This window comes from Pseudomonas sp. FSL W5-0299, from assembly GCF_005930655.1.
GTDB lineage: Bacteria > Pseudomonadota > Gammaproteobacteria > Pseudomonadales > Pseudomonadaceae > Aquipseudomonas > Aquipseudomonas mandelii.
On record NZ_RXHX01000012.1, the window covers coordinates 97,595 to 115,643 of the forward strand.

Genomic DNA, 18,049 nt, shown 5'->3' on the forward strand with positions numbered 1-18,049 from the left:
GAGGGGAGAAAAAAGAATGAGTGAAATGAATGTGCAACCCGTAACCCGCCGACCTCATCTGGCCGAGCACATCGCCCGCTCGCTGAGCGATGAGATTGCTTCCGGGCGGCTGCGGCCGGGAGACCGTTTGCCCACTGAACAGTTTCTCTCGCAGAACTTCGGCGTCAGCCGCAACGTGGTGCGCGAGGGCATCGCCACGCTGCGGGCGCAGGGGCTGATTCAGTCTCGCCAGGGCGTAGGCGTCTTCGTCTCCGCCACCTCCCAAGCGTCAGAGCCTTTGGCACCGCAGGCGAGTGCGCCGATGCTGGACGGTGACAACACCATCCGAAACATGTTTGAAGTGCGGGCCGTCCTGGAAAGCCAGGCCGCCGCGCTCACCGCCTCGCACATGACCCCGGCCAAGTTGAAAGTCATTCAGGCCGCGGTCTTGCGCATGCAATACGAAGGCGAACCGACCCTGGAAACGGTCAACGCCGACCTCGATTTTCACAGGGCCGTTGCGGCAGCGTCGGGCAACGACTATCTCGAGACGATGATTCGCACAGTGCTCGAGCCAATGCGCGCACTGATCACCATGAACTTCGCGCGGCGCGGCCCGGTGTTCAGCAACATTCCTCACGCGGCGCGAGGGGAGCATGAAGAACTCGTGCAGGCTTTTATCGATCGAAATGCGACGGCGGCACGCCAGATCATGGGGGAACATATCGTCAACGCAGCCTCGCGATTCGGCTACGAGATCACGTTTTTCTGATGGTTTGAGCCGAGCGGATCTTGTTTCGTTGTTCTACAACCTGATCAGGTTGTTCCTTTGGCCTTCCGAGCATCTCGAACGCGTCTGTTCCATCAGGAGAGAAGGCGAGGGAATAGGGATGACTTGTCTCTGGTCAGGCACTCGGCACTCCCGTATCAGACGCAAACATCGGCAAGCGCTGCAACATCCAGTTCAGTAGCTCTTGAGCAGGGGCGGCCAACGGTCGGCCGGATTTCACCAACAGTTTTGCTTCAACCCCAAGAAACAACGGATGGTCGATCGATACCGCCGCCAGGCTGCCGTTGGCGATTTCCCGATAGGCCGCGAATTCGCCGAGCAACGAAGCAAAACCGCCGTCCTCCACCATGCGCTTGAGCGCCGCGAGGGAGTTGCTGACGAGTACCGGGCGGATCTCGATTTTCTCGGCATACTCGAGCATCTTGATCGCATGACCGATACCGAACGTCGTGGGTGTCAGGACCAGTTGGCAGTCGAGGATATCCTCGACGGTTGCCGCCGCGCCCCGCGATGCCAACGGATGATCCGGGCGAACCAGCAGCATCACCGGTTGCGAAAACGTCGCGCGGTAGTCGATGTGCGGATGCGGCGGCGGATTGTACGCAAGGCCGATGTGCGCACGGTTTTCGGCGACTTCGTTGAGGACATCGTCGACGGGCAGAATGTCCAGCCGCACATCGAGCTTGGGGTACTGCTTGCAGAACGGCGCGAGCACGTTGTCGACCAACGCATCGACATAGCCCTCGCTGATGACGACGCGCACATGGCCTTGCTGCAGGCCCTTGATCGCTTGCAACTGATCTTCGAGTTTCTCCTGGTGCGATCGATAGCCGCGCCAGAACTCCAGCAAGTGCGCCGCGGCCTCGGTGGGCTGAACGCCGCGTGCCTGGCGCTCGAATAGTTTGGCGCCGATTTCCTCTTCCAGCAGCTTGATCTGGCGCGTGATCACTGAGGGCGACGTATTGATGTTGTCGGCCGCACCACGAATCGATCCGTGAGTCAGCACTTCATGAAAATACCGAAGCCGTTGTTGATTGATTTCGCGCATGCCGGGAACTCTCTCCAGAGATGTTGCGTTGCCTGTAGAGCAACACTACACGAACTTAGTTGCTCTTGCTGGTCATGAGGTGCCGGTGCAACATTCTCTGACACGAACTCGGACCAACAAGAATAACGGGAGATTCGCATGTCAATTCTTCAGGCGCCGGCACGAAGTGATGCCATTTCAGCCCTTTACCGCAAGCTCAACTGGCGACTGCTGCCGCTGCTGTTCATCTGTTACGTATTTGCGTATCTGGACCGGATCAACGTCGGCTTTGCCAAACTGCAGATGCAAAATGACCTTGGGCTTTCCGATGCGGCCTATGGTGCGGGCGCCGGTATTTTCTTTCTGGGATACGTATTGTTCGAGTTGCCGAGCAACCTGATGCTGCCGAAGGTCGGTGCGAGGAAAACCTTCAGCCGTATTCTGGTGTGTTGGGGCATCACCTCGGCCTGCATGTTGTTCGTGCGCAACGTGCCGATGTTTTACGCCATGCGCTTTCTGCTGGGTGTGTTCGAAGCCGGTTTTGCACCGGGCATGATTTATTACCTGTCCTGCTGGTACGGTCCCAAGCGTATGGCGCGGGCCATTGCGATCGTGTTTATCGCCGGCCCCATTGGCGGCATTGTGGGCGGCCCACTGTCTGCGTGGTTGATCACCACGTTCGAAGGCGTTGGTGGTCTGGCCGGCTGGCAGTGGATGTTTTTGATTGAAGGCTTGCCGTGCGTTTTCCTCGGTGTGCTGACTTTTTTCATCCTTTCCAATCGACCCGCTGAGGCGCGCTGGCTGAGCCAGGAAGAAAAGGCCTTGCTGGCCAGTGAGCTGGGTGAATCGACCGGGCGCGTCCATTCGTTCCGTGCAGTGTTGCGCGACCCGAAAATCTACATTCTCGCCAGCGCCTATTTCTGCATCATCTTCTCGATCTACGCCATGAGTTTCTGGCTGCCGGCAATCCTCAAGGCCCAGGGCGTCAACGACACCATGCAACTGGGTTGGTACGCCGCGATTCCCTATGTCGCCGCCGCTTGCGGCATGTACTGGATAGGGCGCCGGTCGGACCGTGTCGGTGAAAGACGCTATCACTGCGCAGTGCCGGCGGGGATCGGCGCGATCCTGCTGCTTATGTACCCTTTTGCCGACGGCAACCTGATGGCCGCGCTGGCACTGCTGACCGTGGCAACCGCCATGATGTTCATGGCCTACACCGTGTTGTGGGCGATGCCCTCCGAACACATCAAGGGCGAGGCGGCGGCAGGGGGCATTGCCTTGATTAATACCATCGGTCTTTCCGGCGGCTTCTGGGGGCCGGCCATAATCGGCTGGGCAAAAACCGCAACCGGCAGCGCAAATCTTGGCGTCGTTATCGTGGGTTGCGTATTTTTGTGCGCAGCATTGGTGATCCTGTCGACCAAGCCGAAAACGCGTGACGGCGCGATTCCGGAATACAGTGCGGGTTGATCTGTTGCCACCCGCGTCCTTTGTCATGTTCCGCAAGGAACCCTTTAAAAGAGAGAACTCAAATGCTTTTACACCTGTCGACCTGGGCCGAGATCGGCCAATTTCTTCAACGCAGCCGCACCATCGTGATCCCGATTGGTTCGAACGAACAACACGGTCCTACCGGTCTTCTGGGAACCGACTGGATGTGCCCGGAAATCATTGCCGGTGAAGCGCAAAAAAACTCAGACATCCTGATTGCACCGACCTTCAATATCGGCATGGCCCAGCACCATCTTGGGTTCCCTGGAACCATCTCGCTGCGTCCGTCGACCTTCATTGCGGCGATTGGCGATTGGGTGCGCTCGCTGGCCGCTCACGGGTTTGAAAAAATCCTCTTTCTCAATGGCCACGGTGGCAACGTTGCATCGATTGAGGCGGCGTTCTCTGAGCTCTACGCCGAAGCCAGCTTCGCTCGACGCCCAGCAGGGTTCGCGCTCAAGTTGTGCAATTGGTGGGACCTTGAGGGGGTAGGGGAGCTTGCGCGCGAGCAGTTTCCTACGGGGCACGGCGTTCATGCCACGCCGTCCGAGATTGCGGTCACACAATGGGCCTACCCGGATTCGATCAAATCGGCTGAATACTCGCCGCAGATCGCCCCTTGGGGCCCGATCCGCGAAGCGATGGACTTCCGCGCACGCCACCCCGATGGCCGCATGGGTTCGGACCCGGCGCTGGCGACGCCAGACAAAGGTCGTGAACTGGTCATGCTGGCAGCACAGAGCCTGGTGCGGGAGCTGGACGCTTTCAGCCGCGAATCAATGCCTGGCTGAACAATCACAGTCTTTTCAATTGGCCAACGCCCGGTATTTCCGGGCGTTGGCACGTCCTGTTTGAGGAAATCCCTACGATCGTTGATACGGAGGGTTATCCATGCCCCGGAGTTTTCACCGAGAAAATTTCAACCACAGGCCTGGCACTTCAGCGACAGCAAGCTCCAACTATTGATTACTCAGTGTAATAAGTGAAATTCAATTCAGGGGCTCTATCACTCTCTGCTCTAGTAATAAGATGGCGCCAACAAACCATTGCTACTGGAGAATCGCGTGAAAAAAACCATTATTGCCGCCCTGCTAACCGCTGCCGCTAACTATGCCAACGCCGGCACGGTATTGGTTGTACTGTCGGATCAGGCTCAACTGGACCTGAAAGACGGCAAGGTCATGCAAACAGGCTTCTTCCTGAACGAATTAATGCAACCGGTGCAGACCTTCATCGAGGCGGGTCAAACCGTCGTATTTGCCACCCCTAGCGGCAAGGCGCCAACCGCAGACCAGAAATCCAATGATGTGAGCTTCTGGGGCGGCGATGAAAAGGCCCGTCAGGAAAGTCTTGCGCTGCTGGACACGCTGAAGCTGACCTCGAAGAGCGGCTCGCCGGCAATCAGCTTCGCGCAGGTTCAGAAAATCGGCTACGACAAGTTCGATGCTGTATTCGTGCCTGGCGGTCATATCCCGATGCAGGATCTGCTGAAGGACAAGCAACTGGGCCAACTGCTGACCAACTTCCACGAAAAAGGCAAGATCACCGGCTTCACCTGCCATGGCACCATAGCCATGTTGTCGGCGATCCCGGATGCGCACGGTTTTGTCTCCGCACTGGAATCGGGCAAACAGCCGGCAGCGCCAGCCAATTGGATTTACAAGGGCTACAAAGTCACCGCCTTCACCGACGCGGAAGAGGAGCAGGCCAAAGGTTTCCTCGGCGGCGGCCATATGAAACTGTTCCCGCAGGATGGCCTGACGGCAGCCGGTGCTAACTTCTCCGAAGCCAAGCCATGGAGCGAGAACGTGATCGAAGATCGCGAAGTCATTTCCGGCCAGAACCCACAGTCGGCCAAGGCAGTCGCCGTGGCCATGCTGGCGAAACTGAAGTAATCCTGGGCGGCCGTTCCGGGCAAACCGGGCCGTAGGTGCTGGGGTCGATCTGCATTGGCTCCAGCGCCACCGTCTATCCCGACACGCTGCACGCTAATGTGTCGGAAGACGACACCCGCACATTTCGTCCAAGCCCAAGGGCCGCTCGTAATGCCCTCGTTTAGAGATTTTACCGCCCGATAGTCGTTGTTCCCGCCTTCCAATGCCCTGCATCAAAGGCGGTAACCGCATTCGATCCAACACAAACCCCATCCCATCCGCCGCGTTAATAGAAAGCCTCACCGCGTAGAGCATTCAGAACGAGCGAGAAGGCTGGAGTCGGCAAACGACGGCTTGGGTAGTACAGGTGATAACCCGGGAATAAAGGGCACCAGTCTTCCAGTACCCGCACCAAGCGGCCCTCTTCAATGTGCGGTGCAAATTCTTCCTCCGGTAAATAGGCAATGCCTAAGCCATTAACTGCCGCTGCCGGGACATGTGCGCTGGTATTCACAATGACTTGGCCCACGACACGCACGTTGATCTTTCGACCACGCTTTTCGAATTCCCAGGCGTCAACTCCGCCAAGGGTTGGATAGCGTATGTCGATGCATGTGTGATTCACCAGATCCTGTGGTTTCTTAGGCATGCTGTTGCGTGCGAAATACGAAGGCGATGCCACCGCAGCCATTCGTACTTCAGGTCCGATAGGCGCGGCGATCATATCTTTATCGACGGTGTCGCCGAATCTGATGCCCGCATCGAAGCGATCAGCAACGATGTCCCGGAAGCCATAGTTGATATCAAACTCAACCTTGATGTCAGGGTATTCGAGGAGCAAAGGCGTGAGTCGCGGAAGGAGAATTGTCTTCAGGACAAAATCACCGCAAGTAATGCGCACCGTGCCCGCCGGCTTGTCACGAAGCTCGGTCAAAGCATCCAGTTCGGCCTCGATCTCGTCAAAACGATGACCAATGGCTTGCATCAGGCGTTCCCCCGCGCTCGTCGGCGAAACGCTGCGAGTGGTACGCGTCAGTAGGCGAATTTTCAGGCGCTTTTCAAGCCCGGAAACAGTCTGGCTCAGGGCGGATTGCGTGACACCCAAGAGGGCGGCCGCTCGGGTGAAGCTGCCTTCCCTGGCGACCGTCACAAAGGCCAGAAGGTCGTTCAAATTATGTCGTGGCATCGGAGCCTGCCTATCGCAATTGATTAGCTGTGCTTATAACTTCAACAAGCTTTCATTAGATTATCAAGCACTGCGTATTCCCAGAGAATAGGGCAAGCCTCACCTGTGGTCACAGGCAGAGCCCACACGATCCGCTGATCCAGGCCCGGCAACCATGTCGATCAGCACCTATTCACTGATGGGAGCAGCACATGAGAAAACTCGTTATCTTGCTCGGCCTTCTGATGGCGTCGCTCTCTGCACTGGGAGCCGACATGTCTAACGGAGCCGATAATTTTTACAAAAGTGAGAAGGTCACGATGACGAAGGTGACCTTCAACAATCAGTACCAGATGAAAACTGCAGGGAATCTGTTTGTTCCTAAAGATTTGAAACCAGGCAGCAAAAGCGCAGCGATCATCGTTGGCCATCCCATGGGCGCGGTCAAAGAGCAGAGTTCGAACCTGTATGCCCAGAAACTGGCGGAGCAAGGTTTCGTGACCCTTGCCATCGATCTGTCGTTCTGGGGCGAAAGCGATGGGCAACCGCGCAACGCGGTCTCGTCAGAAATTTATGCTGAGGACTTCAGTGCCGCTGTTGATTACCTTGGCACACAGACGTTCATTGATCGGAACCGGATTGGTGTCCTGGGCATTTGCGGTAGCGGCAGCTTCGTCATCAGCGCTGCCAAGATCGACCCTCGGATGAAGGCCATTGCCACGGTCAGCATGTACGACATGGGCGCGGCCAATCGAAATGGCCTGAAGCATTCCGTCACTGTCGAGCAGAGGAAACAAGCGATCGCCGCTGCTGCCGAGCAGCGCTATGTCGAGTTCATCGGGGGCGAAACCCAGTACACCAGCGGAACTGTCCATGAGCTGACGGACAAGTCCAACGCTATCGAGCGCGAGTTCTACGATTTTTACCGCACGCCACGCGGTGAGTTCACCCCCAAAGGCCAGTCGCCGTTACTGACCACTCACCCGACGCTGGCCAGCAATACCAAGTTCATGAATTTCTATCCGTTCAACGATATCGAGACGATCTCGCCACGTCCGATGCTGTTTATCGCCGGTGAAAACGCTCACTCCCGTGAGTTCAGTGAAGAGGCCTATCGTCTGGCTGGTCAACCCAAAGAGCTTGTCATCATTCCAGGTGCGGGCCACGTGGATCTCTATGATCGGGTCGATCTTATCCCGTTTGCCAAGCTGACCTCGTTCTTCCAAACCAACCTTAAGTGACACTGATCGTTGGGCTATCAGGCCATGCGCTCTCAACAGGCGTTGGCGCTTTACGTATTGAAGGAAATCAGATGAGCAGCACTGCCTTACCTATTCAAGCCGCGAGCCGACAGGTATGGGGCGCCGTCCTGGCGATGTCGCTGTGCGCCTTTGCGTTGGTGACATCGGAGTTTCTGCCGGTGAGCTTGCTCACACCGATTGCGACCGATCTCGCGCTGACAGAGGGGCAGGCCGGACAAGCGATTTCAATTTCCGGCCTCTTCGCGGTTGTCACCAGCCTTTTCATCTCTTCAGTCATTCGCCGGCTCGACCGAAGACCCGTTTTGCTTTTCCTGACGGCCTTGATGATTGCCTCTGGCACGCTCGTCGCTTTTGCCCCGAACTACTCGACACTGATGGTGGGTCGAGCCATTTTGGGGATCGCCATTGGTGGCAGTTGGTCAATGTCGACCGCCGTCATGATACGGATTGCTCCCGAAAGTTTTGTGCCTAAAGCCATCGCTTTGATTCAGGGCGGTACCGCACTCGCCACTGCAGTCGCAGCCCCCATTGGCAGTTTCATGGGCGGGCTGATCGGCTGGCGAGGTGCATTCTTCTGCGTGGTTCCGCTTGCCGCTCTGGCGCTCTGTTGGCAAGCATTCACGCTGCCGAAAATGCCTGGGCAAATTGAGTCTGGATCTGCACTTGATGTGTTTCGGCTGTTAGGTAGCGCCAAAGTCTCGCTGGGCATGGCCGCAGTGGCATTTTTGTTTATGGGGCAGTTCGCGTTATTCACCTATCTGCGTCCGTTTCTAGAGTCGGTGACCCGCGTTGATGTGTCTGGACTGTCCCTGCTATTGCTGATTATCGGAATGGCCGGATTGGTGGGCACCATGGTGATCGGCCCGGTGTTGAACAGAAGCCTTAATCGAGTGCTGATGATCATTCCACTGCTGATGTCGGGGATTGCTGTGGCTCTACTCGTCTTCGGCAACTCGATGTGGGCGACAGCCGTTTTGCTGGGTGTGTGGGGCCTGATTGCTACGTGCGCGCCTGTGGGCTGGTTCACATGGCTATCACGCACGCTTCCCCGTGATGCCGAAACCGGAGGCGGTTTGATGGTGGCGGTTATTCAGTTGGCTATCACACTCGGCGCGACGCTGGGTGGGCTGCTTTATGACGGAGCTGGCTACCAGGCAACATTCATCGCGAGTGGACTATTTCTTCTGGTGGCTGCCGTGCTTGCACTGTTCGTATCACGATCGGATCTGCCCCCGTTGCGATGACAATGCCGCTGTTGCGTGGGGGGAAGTGTGAGAGGAAAAAAAGAGGAAAAAAAGGGGACGAGAGGAAAAAAGGGGACGGATTTATTTTTCCATCGAACGCCCGGTAGATCCGGGCGTTGACACATCTGCTTGAAGGCATCCCATCACTGAACGCTTTTCCCGTCGCTGCATTGATTTTTGTCAGAAATGCCAATGCCATCTGGTGTTAGCGTTTTGATGAACAATGGCTACGGCCTTGCCCTGATATGGCTCATTACAACCGTGGTTGACTCAATGGTGCCCCAGAGAACAAAGGAGCGGACATGTCTCGCAACAAGCAGAGTCCTATCAAAGGTACGTTGAAGGACGCAAAAGGCATGGAGAACGATGAACCGATTTTTCGCTCGCGCAAGGAACGACTGGAAGCAGGTGAGCGTTTATCCGAGAGCGTGCCGCACGCACTTCACGCCGTTTGGAAGCCGAAGCGTAAACACCGCGACCCTATTGAAATCCTGGAAGCGTCTAACCGATATCGCCTGCCCAATCTGATTCCGGTTCGCTACGGGCGCATGTTACGCAGCCCGTTTACCTTTTTGCGTGGCTCTGCCGGGGTGATGGCTCATGACTTGGCTAATACGCCGAACACAGGCATTCAAGTCCAAGCCTGCGGGGACTGTCATCTTTTGAACTTCGGACTTTTTGCCACTCCTGAACGCAACCTGATTTTTGACATTAACGATTTCGACGAAACGCTTCCAGCCCCTTGGGAATGGGATGTAAAACGCCTCGCAATCAGTTTCGTCGTGGCTGCCCGTGACAACCGGCTCAGCGACAAAGACGCTCAGGCGATAGCGGTCCAGTGTGTTCGTGCTTACCGCGAGCGCCTGCGCAAACTGTCGAAGATGAGCCCGCTGGACGTCTGGTATGACCGCCTGGACGCTCAAACGATCATCGACATGGCCCCCAACGCGAAAATCAAAAAGAACCGAGTTCAGCTGATTGCCAAGGCCAAAGCACGCATCGGCGAATACCTTTATCCGACAATCAGCAGCGTAGTAGCGGGACGTCGACGCCTGCTCGATCAGCCACCGATACTGTTTCATATCTATGAAAAGGACTTTGCACAACGTGTGCAGGTGGCGCTGCAAGACTATCGATTATCGCTACCGCTTGAACGGCGTGTGCTGTTCGATCGTTACCGTCTCGAAGACTTTGTCGTCAAGGCTGTCGGGATCGGAAGCGTCGGCACCTATTGTTTTGTCGGCCTGTTCTTTTCTGCTGAAAATCACCCGTTGCTCCTTCAATTCAAGGAAGCCTGTCCTTCGGTGTTGGCTCCTTTTGCGGGCAAGAGTGACTTTGAGAATCAAGGTGAGCGCGTGGTCACCGGGCAACGCCTGATGCAGGCCTCCAGCGATATTTTCCTGGGCTGGACACAGGGGGAAAATGGCCGGCATTTCTTCGTACGGCAGTTGCGAGACATGAAAATGGCGGCCCCTGTCGAAGGCGCGACGGTCGATCAAATGAAGCTGTATGCCGAGTTATGCGGGCTCACCCTGGCCCGTGCCCACGCCAAATCCGGGGATGCTGCGCTCATCAGCGGCTATTTGGGCAAGTCGGACACCTTCGATCTGGCTATTGGCGAATTTGCCCAGAGCTACGCCAAGCAAAACGCGAAAGACCATGCCTCGTTGGTGGCCGCTGAAAAATCGGGGCGCATCAAAGTGTTGAGAGAAGAAGACTTATGAAACCGATCCAGTGCGCAGTCATTACCTCGCGTGCTGAACCCGATTGCCCAGTGCAACAGAACAATACGTTGTGAGGCAAGGTCATGGATCACGATCTTTCAACGGCGAAGACCAGGCTATTGCCGGGCCGTACTCGTCAAGTAGCGCTCTTCTTCGTTGCCTGCTGCGTGACCGGGTGCACAACGATGGGACCGAACTCGATTCAGCGTGACCGTACAGATTACAGTGCAGTTATTGCCTCGACCTGGAAAGAACAGACACTGCTCAATATCGTCAAATTACGCTACGCAGATGCGCCCGTGTTCCTCGAGGTTTCCTCGGTCATTGCCTCCAGCGCGATGCAGAGCCAGGTCAGCCTCGCAGCGAGTTGGTATTCTGGACTTCCCAGCGATGGAAACAGCCAGGCCATAGGGGCTTCCGGGGTGTACACGGATCGACCGACGATCAGCTACACCCCGCTTTCCGGGGAGAGATTCTCTCGCTATTTACTGCAGCCCCTATCGCCGGCTGCCGTGTTCTCCCTGATTCAGGCCGGCTATCCTATTGATCGCGTCCTGCAATTGACCACCAGCGCCGTTAATGGTGTCTATAACCGATCCACATCCCCCTCGCGTTTTCGAGCAGCAGATCCGCGTTTCTACGAGTTACTGGAGGCCTTCAGACGGATCCAGCGCTCTGAGTCGCTGGGGATGCGCATCAATCAACGAAGCAACGATGAAAGCATGCTCGTCCTGATCTCGCGGGACGTCTCCGACGACATCGAGAAAGATCGCCGAAAGGTGCGCGAACTCCTTCACTTGAGCCCCGATGCCAGCGAGCTGAATCTAAAGTTCGGCATGGTGCAGCAGGATGATACCGAGGTCGTGCTACTCACTCGTTCCATGTCGGAAATCTTCGTGGAGCTGGCCGCTACCATCGAGGTTCCACCTGCCCATGTGCAAGAAGGACGTGCAAACCCGGCGCCTGCCGCGCCTGAGCATCCAAGCCCATGGGACGAACCATTAGTGCGCATTCACTCAAGCAGGGAGCGGCCAATCGATGCCTATGCAGCCGTTCGCTATCGCGACTATTGGTTCTGGATCGATGACCGTGACATGAAATCCAAATCGGAGTTCTTGTTTATTCTTGTCCTGTTTTCGCTGGCCGAAACGGGCGTGGCGCCTCAGACACCAGTGATCACCGTGCCCGCAAACTGAGCGACTAGGGGGGTAGTCTCAAGCCGCTTTTCCATGACGATGGTGCGCTCAGCCCCATGGAACTCGTCGCGGATGTTCTGATAACCCAACGCAGCGTAAAACTCCTCTGCTGTAATCGACGACGGTACCCGCACAGCGCCAACACACCTCGGGATTGCTGCCTCGAAACAGGCTCAGGCGGTAGTGGCTTTGTGGGCGTTGTCGAAGCTATCAGTGCCTATAGGAAGTGAATGTCAGTTTATTAAACAACTCCTGATCTATCTGTTTTCATAAAACGGGACGCTTGGCGTCCCGTTTTTATGGTGGTGGCATCAGTCTCCGAAACGTTTGTTCAGCGCCTCTTCCGCCGCAGCGATTTCAGCCTGACGCCTGATGATCACGTCGCCCACCGGCGGCCCCTGGAAGCGGCGGGCTTCAAAACCGAACCAGACAATCGCCGTCAGCACCAGGAAGCCGATGGTGATGTACAGCGCCCAATCGTTCGGTGGCTGGATGCCGATGACGAAGATGATCACCATCGACAGGATCGAGAGGAGGGCGAACACGGTGAACCAGAATCGTCCCATGTTCCACGGTCCCATGGTTGGCCATCTCGAGGTCCCGTAGGTGAACAGGCCGAGCACGATAGGGATGATGAAGGAGAAGAACAGGAAGATCACCGTGCAAGACACGACGATGGTGTAGACCGGTGTTTCACCGATCGAGATCACCGACGAGCCCCAGACGAACAACACCGCGAGGGTAGCGCCGGTCCAGATTGCCGCCACCGGGCTGCGCAGGGTTGGCGAGACCGATGACAATGCTCTGGAGAAGGGCAGGCCTCCGTCGCGGGAGAAGGCGAAGATCATGCGCGAGACCGAGGTCACGGTCGCCAGTCCGCAGAGGAATTGCGAGATGAAAATGGCCACGTACAGCGCCGTTTTTACCGTCGGGTTCACTTGCGTGTCCATCGCCCAGAAAAACACGGTCCAGCCATGCTTCGCCGCTTCGTCCATGCTCGGCAGCATCAGCACGAACGAGCTGAGCATCACCCAGCCGAACAGCATCGACCAGACCACCGACATGACCATGCCCCGTGGCACGGACAGGGCGGCATTGCGGGTTTCTTCGGAGGTGTGCGCGGAGGCGTCATAACCGGTGATGGTGTAGATCGGCAAGAGCAGGCCGAGCATGAAGATCCAGCCGTTCGAGACCTGCGGCCAGACGTTGCCGCCTGCTTCGCCGGAGTAGTTGCTGAAGGTCCATAACCGGGCAAACTCATAACTGGGCGCCGAGATCAGGCAGACGATGGTCAGCGCCAGTGCAGTGGCGAAGATCAGATAGCCCGAGAAATCGGTGAGCTTCGCGGTCAGGCCAATCCCCAGGTGGTTAAACAAGGCCTGCAACCCCGTGAGGATCGCCAGGAAAATCATCCGTGTCGTGATGGTGTCTTCCATCCCCAATGCGGGTCCGAAAGCACCAAAAAAGAAGTAGTAAGTGCCGACGTTGATCGCGCCGAGCACGGTCACCAGCCCCAACAAGTTGAACCAGGCCGTCAGCCACCCGGTAAAGCGGTTCCCGAGAATCGAGCCCCAGTGATAGAGGCCGCCAGCGGTTGGGTAGGCTGATGAGATCTGCGCCATGGCCATGGCGAAGACCCCGGAGATCAGGCAACCGATCGGCCAGCCGATGCCGATGGACGCACCACCCGCGCCCGAGGTGCCCTGGGCGAGTGAGTTGATGCCACCCGAGAGGATGCAGATGATCGAAAAGGAAATGGCAAAGTTGGAGAAAACGCCCATTCGTCGCGAGAGTTGCTGGGCATAGCCCATGCTGTGCAGCACCTTGACGTCATCGTCGTGCGACGCGTTGGTGCCGGCTTGGCTTGCTGGCTTCATGTTGTGTGCCCCTTCAGGTTTTGATACGCATCCATCCGTGTCCCGGATGGGCTGGCTTTCAACCCCTTGTCGTACTGCTCCTTTTCCAACCGGTACACCCTGTCCATGCCCGATGTCTGGACAGACAACTGCTCTAGATACGGCCGTGATAAGCCGCGTCGAAAATGCTTGCCGCGCCAGCCCGGGTCAATGGCAGCGGGTTGCCGCCGGCAGAGGGGTCGACAATGGCCATGTCCGCGATCAGGTCGGCCTGTTGGTCATCCACGCCCAACTCGATCAGCGTGTGCGGCACGCCGATGTCTTTGCGCAGTTTGAGGATGAAGGCCAGAAAGCTGTCGAAGCCGGGCGAGGGCAGACGCAGATAAGCCGCCAGGCGCGTGATGCGTTCTTCGATGGCGGGGCGATTGAATTGCAGTACGTAGGGCATGAAGGTGGCGTTGGTCATGCCGTGATGGGTGTCGTATAGCGCGCCGACCGGATGCGAGAGGGCGTGCATGCCGCCCAGGCCTTTCTGGAATGCGGTGGCGCCCATCGCGGCGGCGGCGAGCATTTGCGCGCGCGCATCGAGATCGGACGGGGTGTGGACTGCCCGCACCAGCGCGTTGGCCACCAAGCGGATGCCTTCCACTGCGATGCCATCGGCCAGCGGGTGAAAACCAGGCGCGCAGTAGGCTTCCAGGCAGTGCGCCAAGGCGTCCATGCCGGTGCCTGCGGTGATTTTGGCCGGCATGCCGACGGTCAGGGTCGGGTCGCTGATGACCACGCGCGGCATCATTTTCGGGTGGAAGATGATGCGTTTGGTGTGGGTGCGTTCATCGATAATCACTGCTGCGCGGCCGACTTCCGAACCGGTGCCCGCCGTCGTCGGCACCGCGATAACCGGAGCGATTTGACTCTCGTCGGCGCGTGTCCAGTAGTCGCCGATGTCTTCGAAATCCCAGACCGGCCGAGTCTGGCCGCTCATGAAAGCGATGAGCTTGCCCATGTCCAGGCCGCTGCCGCCGCCAAAAGCCACCACGCCATCGTGTTTGCCGGCGCGCCAGGCATCGAGTCCGCCTGCGAGGTTGGCTTCGACAGGATTGGGCTTGAGGTCGCAAAACAGCGCGACGCCGAGGCCGGCGGCGCGCAAGGAATCCAACGCCGCCGTGGTGATCGGCGCGCGCCCCAGGCCGCTGTCGGTGACCAGCAACGGTCGCTGGATACCCTGGCTGCGACAGACCTCGGCCAGCTCGCCGATGCGACCGACACCGAAGCGGATGCTCGTGGGGTAGTTCCAGTTTCCGGTCAGGCTCATGGCTCAGATCTCATGGCGCAAATGGAAGGATTTTGCTCGGGTCAGATGCTCGTAGCCCAGGCGCGATAGCGTCACGCCGCGACCGCTGTTCTTGACGCCGGTCCAGGCCAGGGCCGGGTCCAGGTAATCGCAGCGGTTCATGAACACGGTGCCGGTGTCGATCGCGTTGCCCAAGCGTTCGGCGGCGGCGAGGTCCTGAGTCCAGACGGAAGCGCTGAGCCCGAACTCGCTGTCGTTCATCAAGGCAATGGCCTGGTCATTGCTGGTCACCGGCATGATGCCGACCACGGGACCAAAACTTTCTTCGCGCATCACCGACATGTGATGGCTGACATCGACCAGCACCTGGGGCGCGAGGTAGGCGCTGCCGGGTGCGTCGAGGGGAAACGCCTTCGGATCGATCAGCGCTGTTGCGCCCTTGGCCAGCGCATCGGCGATCTGCCCGCGCACAAATTCAGCCGCGCCCGGATTGACCAGCGGACCGAGTGTGGTGGCTTCGTCCAATGGATTGCCCAGTACGTATTGATTCGTCAGCGCGACGAATCGCTCGACAAACGCCGGGTAGATTTTTTCATCGACATAAATGCGCTCGACGGCGCAGCAGCTTTGCCCTGAGTTGAAGAAGCTGCCGTCCACCAGGTTTTCCACCGCGTGGTCGAGGTTGGCGTCTGCGCGGACGTAGGCCGGGTCCTTGCCGCCGAGTTCCAGGCCCAGGCCGAGGAAGTGGCCTGACGCTGCGCTTTCCATCGTTTTGCCACCGCCGACCGAGCCGGTGAAGTTCACCTGCTGCACGCGGCCAGAGGCAATGATTGCGGCGGTCTGGTCATGATTGAGCAGCAGGTTATGGAACAGGCCTTCGGGCAGATTGGCGCGGCGAAACGCTTCGGCGAACCGTTCGCCCACCAGCAGCGTTTGTGAGGCGTGTTTGAGGATGACGCTGTTGCCGGCCATCAGTGCCGGAATAATCGTATTCACTGCCGTCAGATAGGGGTAGTTCCAAGGGGCGACGACCAGCACCGTACCCATCGGCTCGCGCTTGATACAGCGGCGGAAACCGGTGACAGGCGTGGGTTCAATGGCTGCCAACGCTTCGGGTGCAATGGCGATCATATACCGGGCGCGCTCTTCGAAACCGCGCAGTTCGCCCGCGCCAAAGCGCACGGGGCGGCCCATTTGCCAGGCCAGTTCCGGGACGATTTCGTCCTTCATGGCCAGCATCGCGTCAACGGCGGCACCGCAAAAATCGGCGCGCTCGTTCAGCGGTCGGTGCTTCCATTGCGCCTGGGCCGCTGCGGCAGCCGCCAGCGCCTGCTCGATCTGCGCAGCATCGGCACAGCGACGTTCGGCATAGACCCGGCCATCGACCGGTGAGATGAGTTGAATCGTTGCAGTCATGATGGCGGTCTCAATAGCGCTCGAAACCGCGCTGCAATTCCCAGTCGGTGATGCGCCGGTCGTACTCTTTCTGCTCCCACTCGGCGGTGTGCACGTAGTGGTCGATCACTTCATCACCGAATGCCTCGCGCAACATGGTGGAGCCCTGAAGGGCGGCGCAGGCTTCGCGCAGCGTCTTCGACACTTCAGGCAAGTGTTCGTCGACGTAGGCATCGCCTTCAAAGGGCGGCGTGAGGTCGAGCTTCTCGTCGATACCGGCCAGCCCCGCAGCGATCAACGCGGCAAAGGCCAGATAAGGGTTGAGGTCGGCGCCGCCGATGCGGCATTCGATGCGGATGGATTTGCTGCTTTCTGCACACAGACGAAAGCCTGCGGTGCGATTGTCGCGGCTCCAGACCGCACGGGTCGGCGCAAAGGTGCCGGCCTGAAAGCGCTTGTAGGAGTTGATGTACGGCGCGAGAAAGCAGGTGATGTCGTTGGCGTATTTCAGCTGGCCGGCCACCCAGGCACGCATCAACTTCGACATGCCGAACTCGGCCTTGGCGTCGAAGAACAGCGGCTTCTTGGCGTTTTTGTCCCACAGCGAATTGTGAATGTGGCTGCTGGAACCGGCGGCGTCATACCGCCACTTGGCCATGAACGTGATCGCCTTGCCTTGCAGCTGCGCGATCTCTTTGCAGGCGTGCTTGATGATGACGTGGTGGTCGGCCATGGTCAGCGCATCGGCGTAACGTATGTTGATCTCTTCCTGGCCCGGGCCCCATTCACCCTTGGAGTTTTCCACGGGAATGCCGGACGCTTGCAGATGCTTGCGAATCGCCCGCAGCACCGGCTCCTCGCGGGTGGTCTGGAGGATGTTGTAATCCTCGATGTAGTGGCCGGCGGTTTTTGGTTTGAGGTAGTTGCGCTTGTGGATGGCCTCGTAGCTCTCGTCGAACAGATAGAACTCCAGTTCCGAGGCGAACATGCCGGTGTAGCCGCGTTCGCGCAGTCGCTCGATCTGCTTTTTCAGAATCGCCCGCGGGCTGTGCGGCAGGTCCCGCCGATGGTGGTGATCGAGGACATCACACAGCACCAGCGCCGTGCATTCCAGCCAGGGCACCCGTCGCAAAGTGGACATGTCGGGTTTGAGGACGAAGTCGCCATAGCCCTTGCTCCAACTGGCGGCGGCGTAACCCGGTACGGGTTCCATGTCGATGTCGTCGGCCAGCAGGTAATTGCAGCAGTGGGTTTCTTCGTGGCCGCTGTCGATGAAAAACTCGACCTGGAATCGCTTGCCGACCAGTCGGCCTTGCATGTCGACCATGCAAACCAGAACAGTATCAATCTCGCCGGAGGCGGCAGCACGTTTGAGTTGATCAAAACTGAGGAGGGGCTCGGTCATCACGTAGTCCTGCGTGAATAGGTTGGGCCTGTCTGAAATAGCTGTTGCAGACGCTCTCCAGAACAACCCCAAACCTGCAGACGCGAGCATCGTGTGCAATAAGCTGCTCTAAGCTTAGCTTACGGTTGCTGAACGCAAGTTTTCTCGCGACGAGACAAAAAAAGCGCAAAAAAAAAGTGCACAACAGCTACCCACGTCTCGAACAGCAGCCCCCGGATTACCTGGCTGCCGTAAAAATTTTTACGCTTTCTTTACGATCGGTGCTTTTGCCCGCAACGATACTGGGCGCGATTTTTTTGATCGTCCATGCGCCTTGCTTTTCATATGGCCCTGGCAAACTGTAT

At 57.9% G+C, this 18,049-nt stretch carries 14 protein-coding genes; 8 read left to right on the forward strand and 6 right to left on the reverse strand.

Features of this window, described 5'->3' with window-relative positions:
• The first annotated feature begins 25 nt into the window (after positions 1–25).
• Entirely contained in the window at positions 26–751 is a 726-nt protein-coding gene (locus tag FHL16_RS16915; protein WP_238706181.1) for a FadR/GntR family transcriptional regulator, read from the forward strand.
• A gap of 133 nt (positions 752–884) precedes the next feature.
• On the opposite strand, the gene FHL16_RS16920 is transcribed toward FHL16_RS16915, so the two are convergent.
• Complete coding sequence (locus FHL16_RS16920) at positions 885–1,817, reverse strand: LysR family transcriptional regulator (RefSeq protein ID WP_077748770.1); 933 nt, start codon at positions 1,815–1,817, stop codon at positions 885–887.
• A gap of 138 nt (positions 1,818–1,955) precedes the next feature.
• On the opposite strand from FHL16_RS16920, the gene FHL16_RS16925 reads away from it, so the two are divergent.
• The 3 genes from FHL16_RS16925 (at position 1,956) to FHL16_RS16935 (ending at position 5,185) form a co-directional block, all read left to right on the forward strand.
• The gene (locus FHL16_RS16925; protein WP_077748771.1) at positions 1,956–3,269 is read left to right on the forward strand and encodes an MFS transporter; all 1,314 of its coding nucleotides are present in this window, start codon (positions 1,956–1,958) and stop codon (positions 3,267–3,269) included.
• Positions 3,270–3,331: 62 nt separating this feature from the next.
• Positions 3,332–4,081 carry a creatininase family protein gene (locus FHL16_RS16930; protein ID WP_077748772.1) on the forward strand — a complete coding sequence of 250 codons (750 nt, stop codon included), beginning with the start codon at positions 3,332–3,334 and terminating at the stop codon, positions 4,079–4,081.
• A gap of 273 nt (positions 4,082–4,354) precedes the next feature.
• A complete protein-coding gene (locus tag FHL16_RS16935) occupies positions 4,355–5,185 on the forward strand; it encodes a type 1 glutamine amidotransferase domain-containing protein (protein ID WP_010458998.1) in 831 nt (276 codons plus the stop codon).
• Between the two features lie 265 nt (positions 5,186–5,450).
• Here the strand turns inward: FHL16_RS16935 and FHL16_RS16940 are convergent, their stop codons facing one another.
• The gene (locus tag FHL16_RS16940) at positions 5,451–6,350 is read right to left on the reverse strand and encodes a LysR family transcriptional regulator (protein WP_010459000.1); all 900 of its coding nucleotides are present in this window, start codon (positions 6,348–6,350) and stop codon (positions 5,451–5,453) included.
• Positions 6,351–6,541: 191 nt separating this feature from the next.
• Here FHL16_RS16940 and FHL16_RS16945 point away from each other — a divergent pair, with 191 nt between their 5' ends.
• The 4 genes from FHL16_RS16945 (at position 6,542) to FHL16_RS16960 (ending at position 11,755) form a co-directional block, all read left to right on the forward strand.
• Positions 6,542–7,570, forward strand: a complete 1,029-nt coding sequence (locus FHL16_RS16945; RefSeq protein ID WP_077748773.1) for an alpha/beta hydrolase — start codon at positions 6,542–6,544, stop codon at positions 7,568–7,570.
• Positions 7,571–7,641: 71 nt separating this feature from the next.
• Positions 7,642–8,835: an MFS transporter gene (locus FHL16_RS16950; protein WP_077748774.1), complete on the forward strand. Its 1,194-nt coding sequence runs from the start codon at positions 7,642–7,644 to the stop codon at positions 8,833–8,835.
• A gap of 548 nt (positions 8,836–9,383) precedes the next feature.
• Positions 9,384–10,559: a DUF2252 domain-containing protein gene (locus tag FHL16_RS16955; protein WP_306461189.1), complete on the forward strand. Its 1,176-nt coding sequence runs from the start codon at positions 9,384–9,386 to the stop codon at positions 10,557–10,559.
• A gap of 83 nt (positions 10,560–10,642) precedes the next feature.
• Complete coding sequence (locus FHL16_RS16960) at positions 10,643–11,755, forward strand: hypothetical protein (RefSeq protein ID WP_077748775.1); 1,113 nt, start codon at positions 10,643–10,645, stop codon at positions 11,753–11,755.
• A gap of 311 nt (positions 11,756–12,066) precedes the next feature.
• Here FHL16_RS16960 and FHL16_RS16965 read toward each other — a convergent pair whose 3' ends face one another.
• From FHL16_RS16965 to FHL16_RS16980, 4 genes are all read right to left on the reverse strand, one after another.
• Positions 12,067–13,632, reverse strand: a complete 1,566-nt coding sequence (locus tag FHL16_RS16965; RefSeq protein ID WP_077748776.1) for an amino acid permease — start codon at positions 13,630–13,632, stop codon at positions 12,067–12,069.
• A 133-nt stretch (positions 13,633–13,765) separates the two neighbouring features.
• Positions 13,766–14,926 (reverse strand): iron-containing alcohol dehydrogenase, encoded by a 1,161-nt coding sequence (locus FHL16_RS16970; RefSeq protein ID WP_077748777.1) that lies wholly within the window; start codon positions 14,924–14,926, stop codon positions 13,766–13,768.
• A gap of 3 nt (positions 14,927–14,929) precedes the next feature.
• On the reverse strand, positions 14,930–16,321 hold the full coding sequence (locus FHL16_RS16975) for an aldehyde dehydrogenase family protein (protein ID WP_077748778.1): 1,392 nt from the start codon (positions 16,319–16,321) through the stop codon (positions 14,930–14,932).
• Between the two features lie 10 nt (positions 16,322–16,331).
• Positions 16,332–17,705 (reverse strand): glutamine synthetase family protein, encoded by a 1,374-nt coding sequence (locus FHL16_RS16980; protein ID WP_077748779.1) that lies wholly within the window; start codon positions 17,703–17,705, stop codon positions 16,332–16,334.
• Positions 17,706–18,049 lie beyond the last annotated feature (344 nt).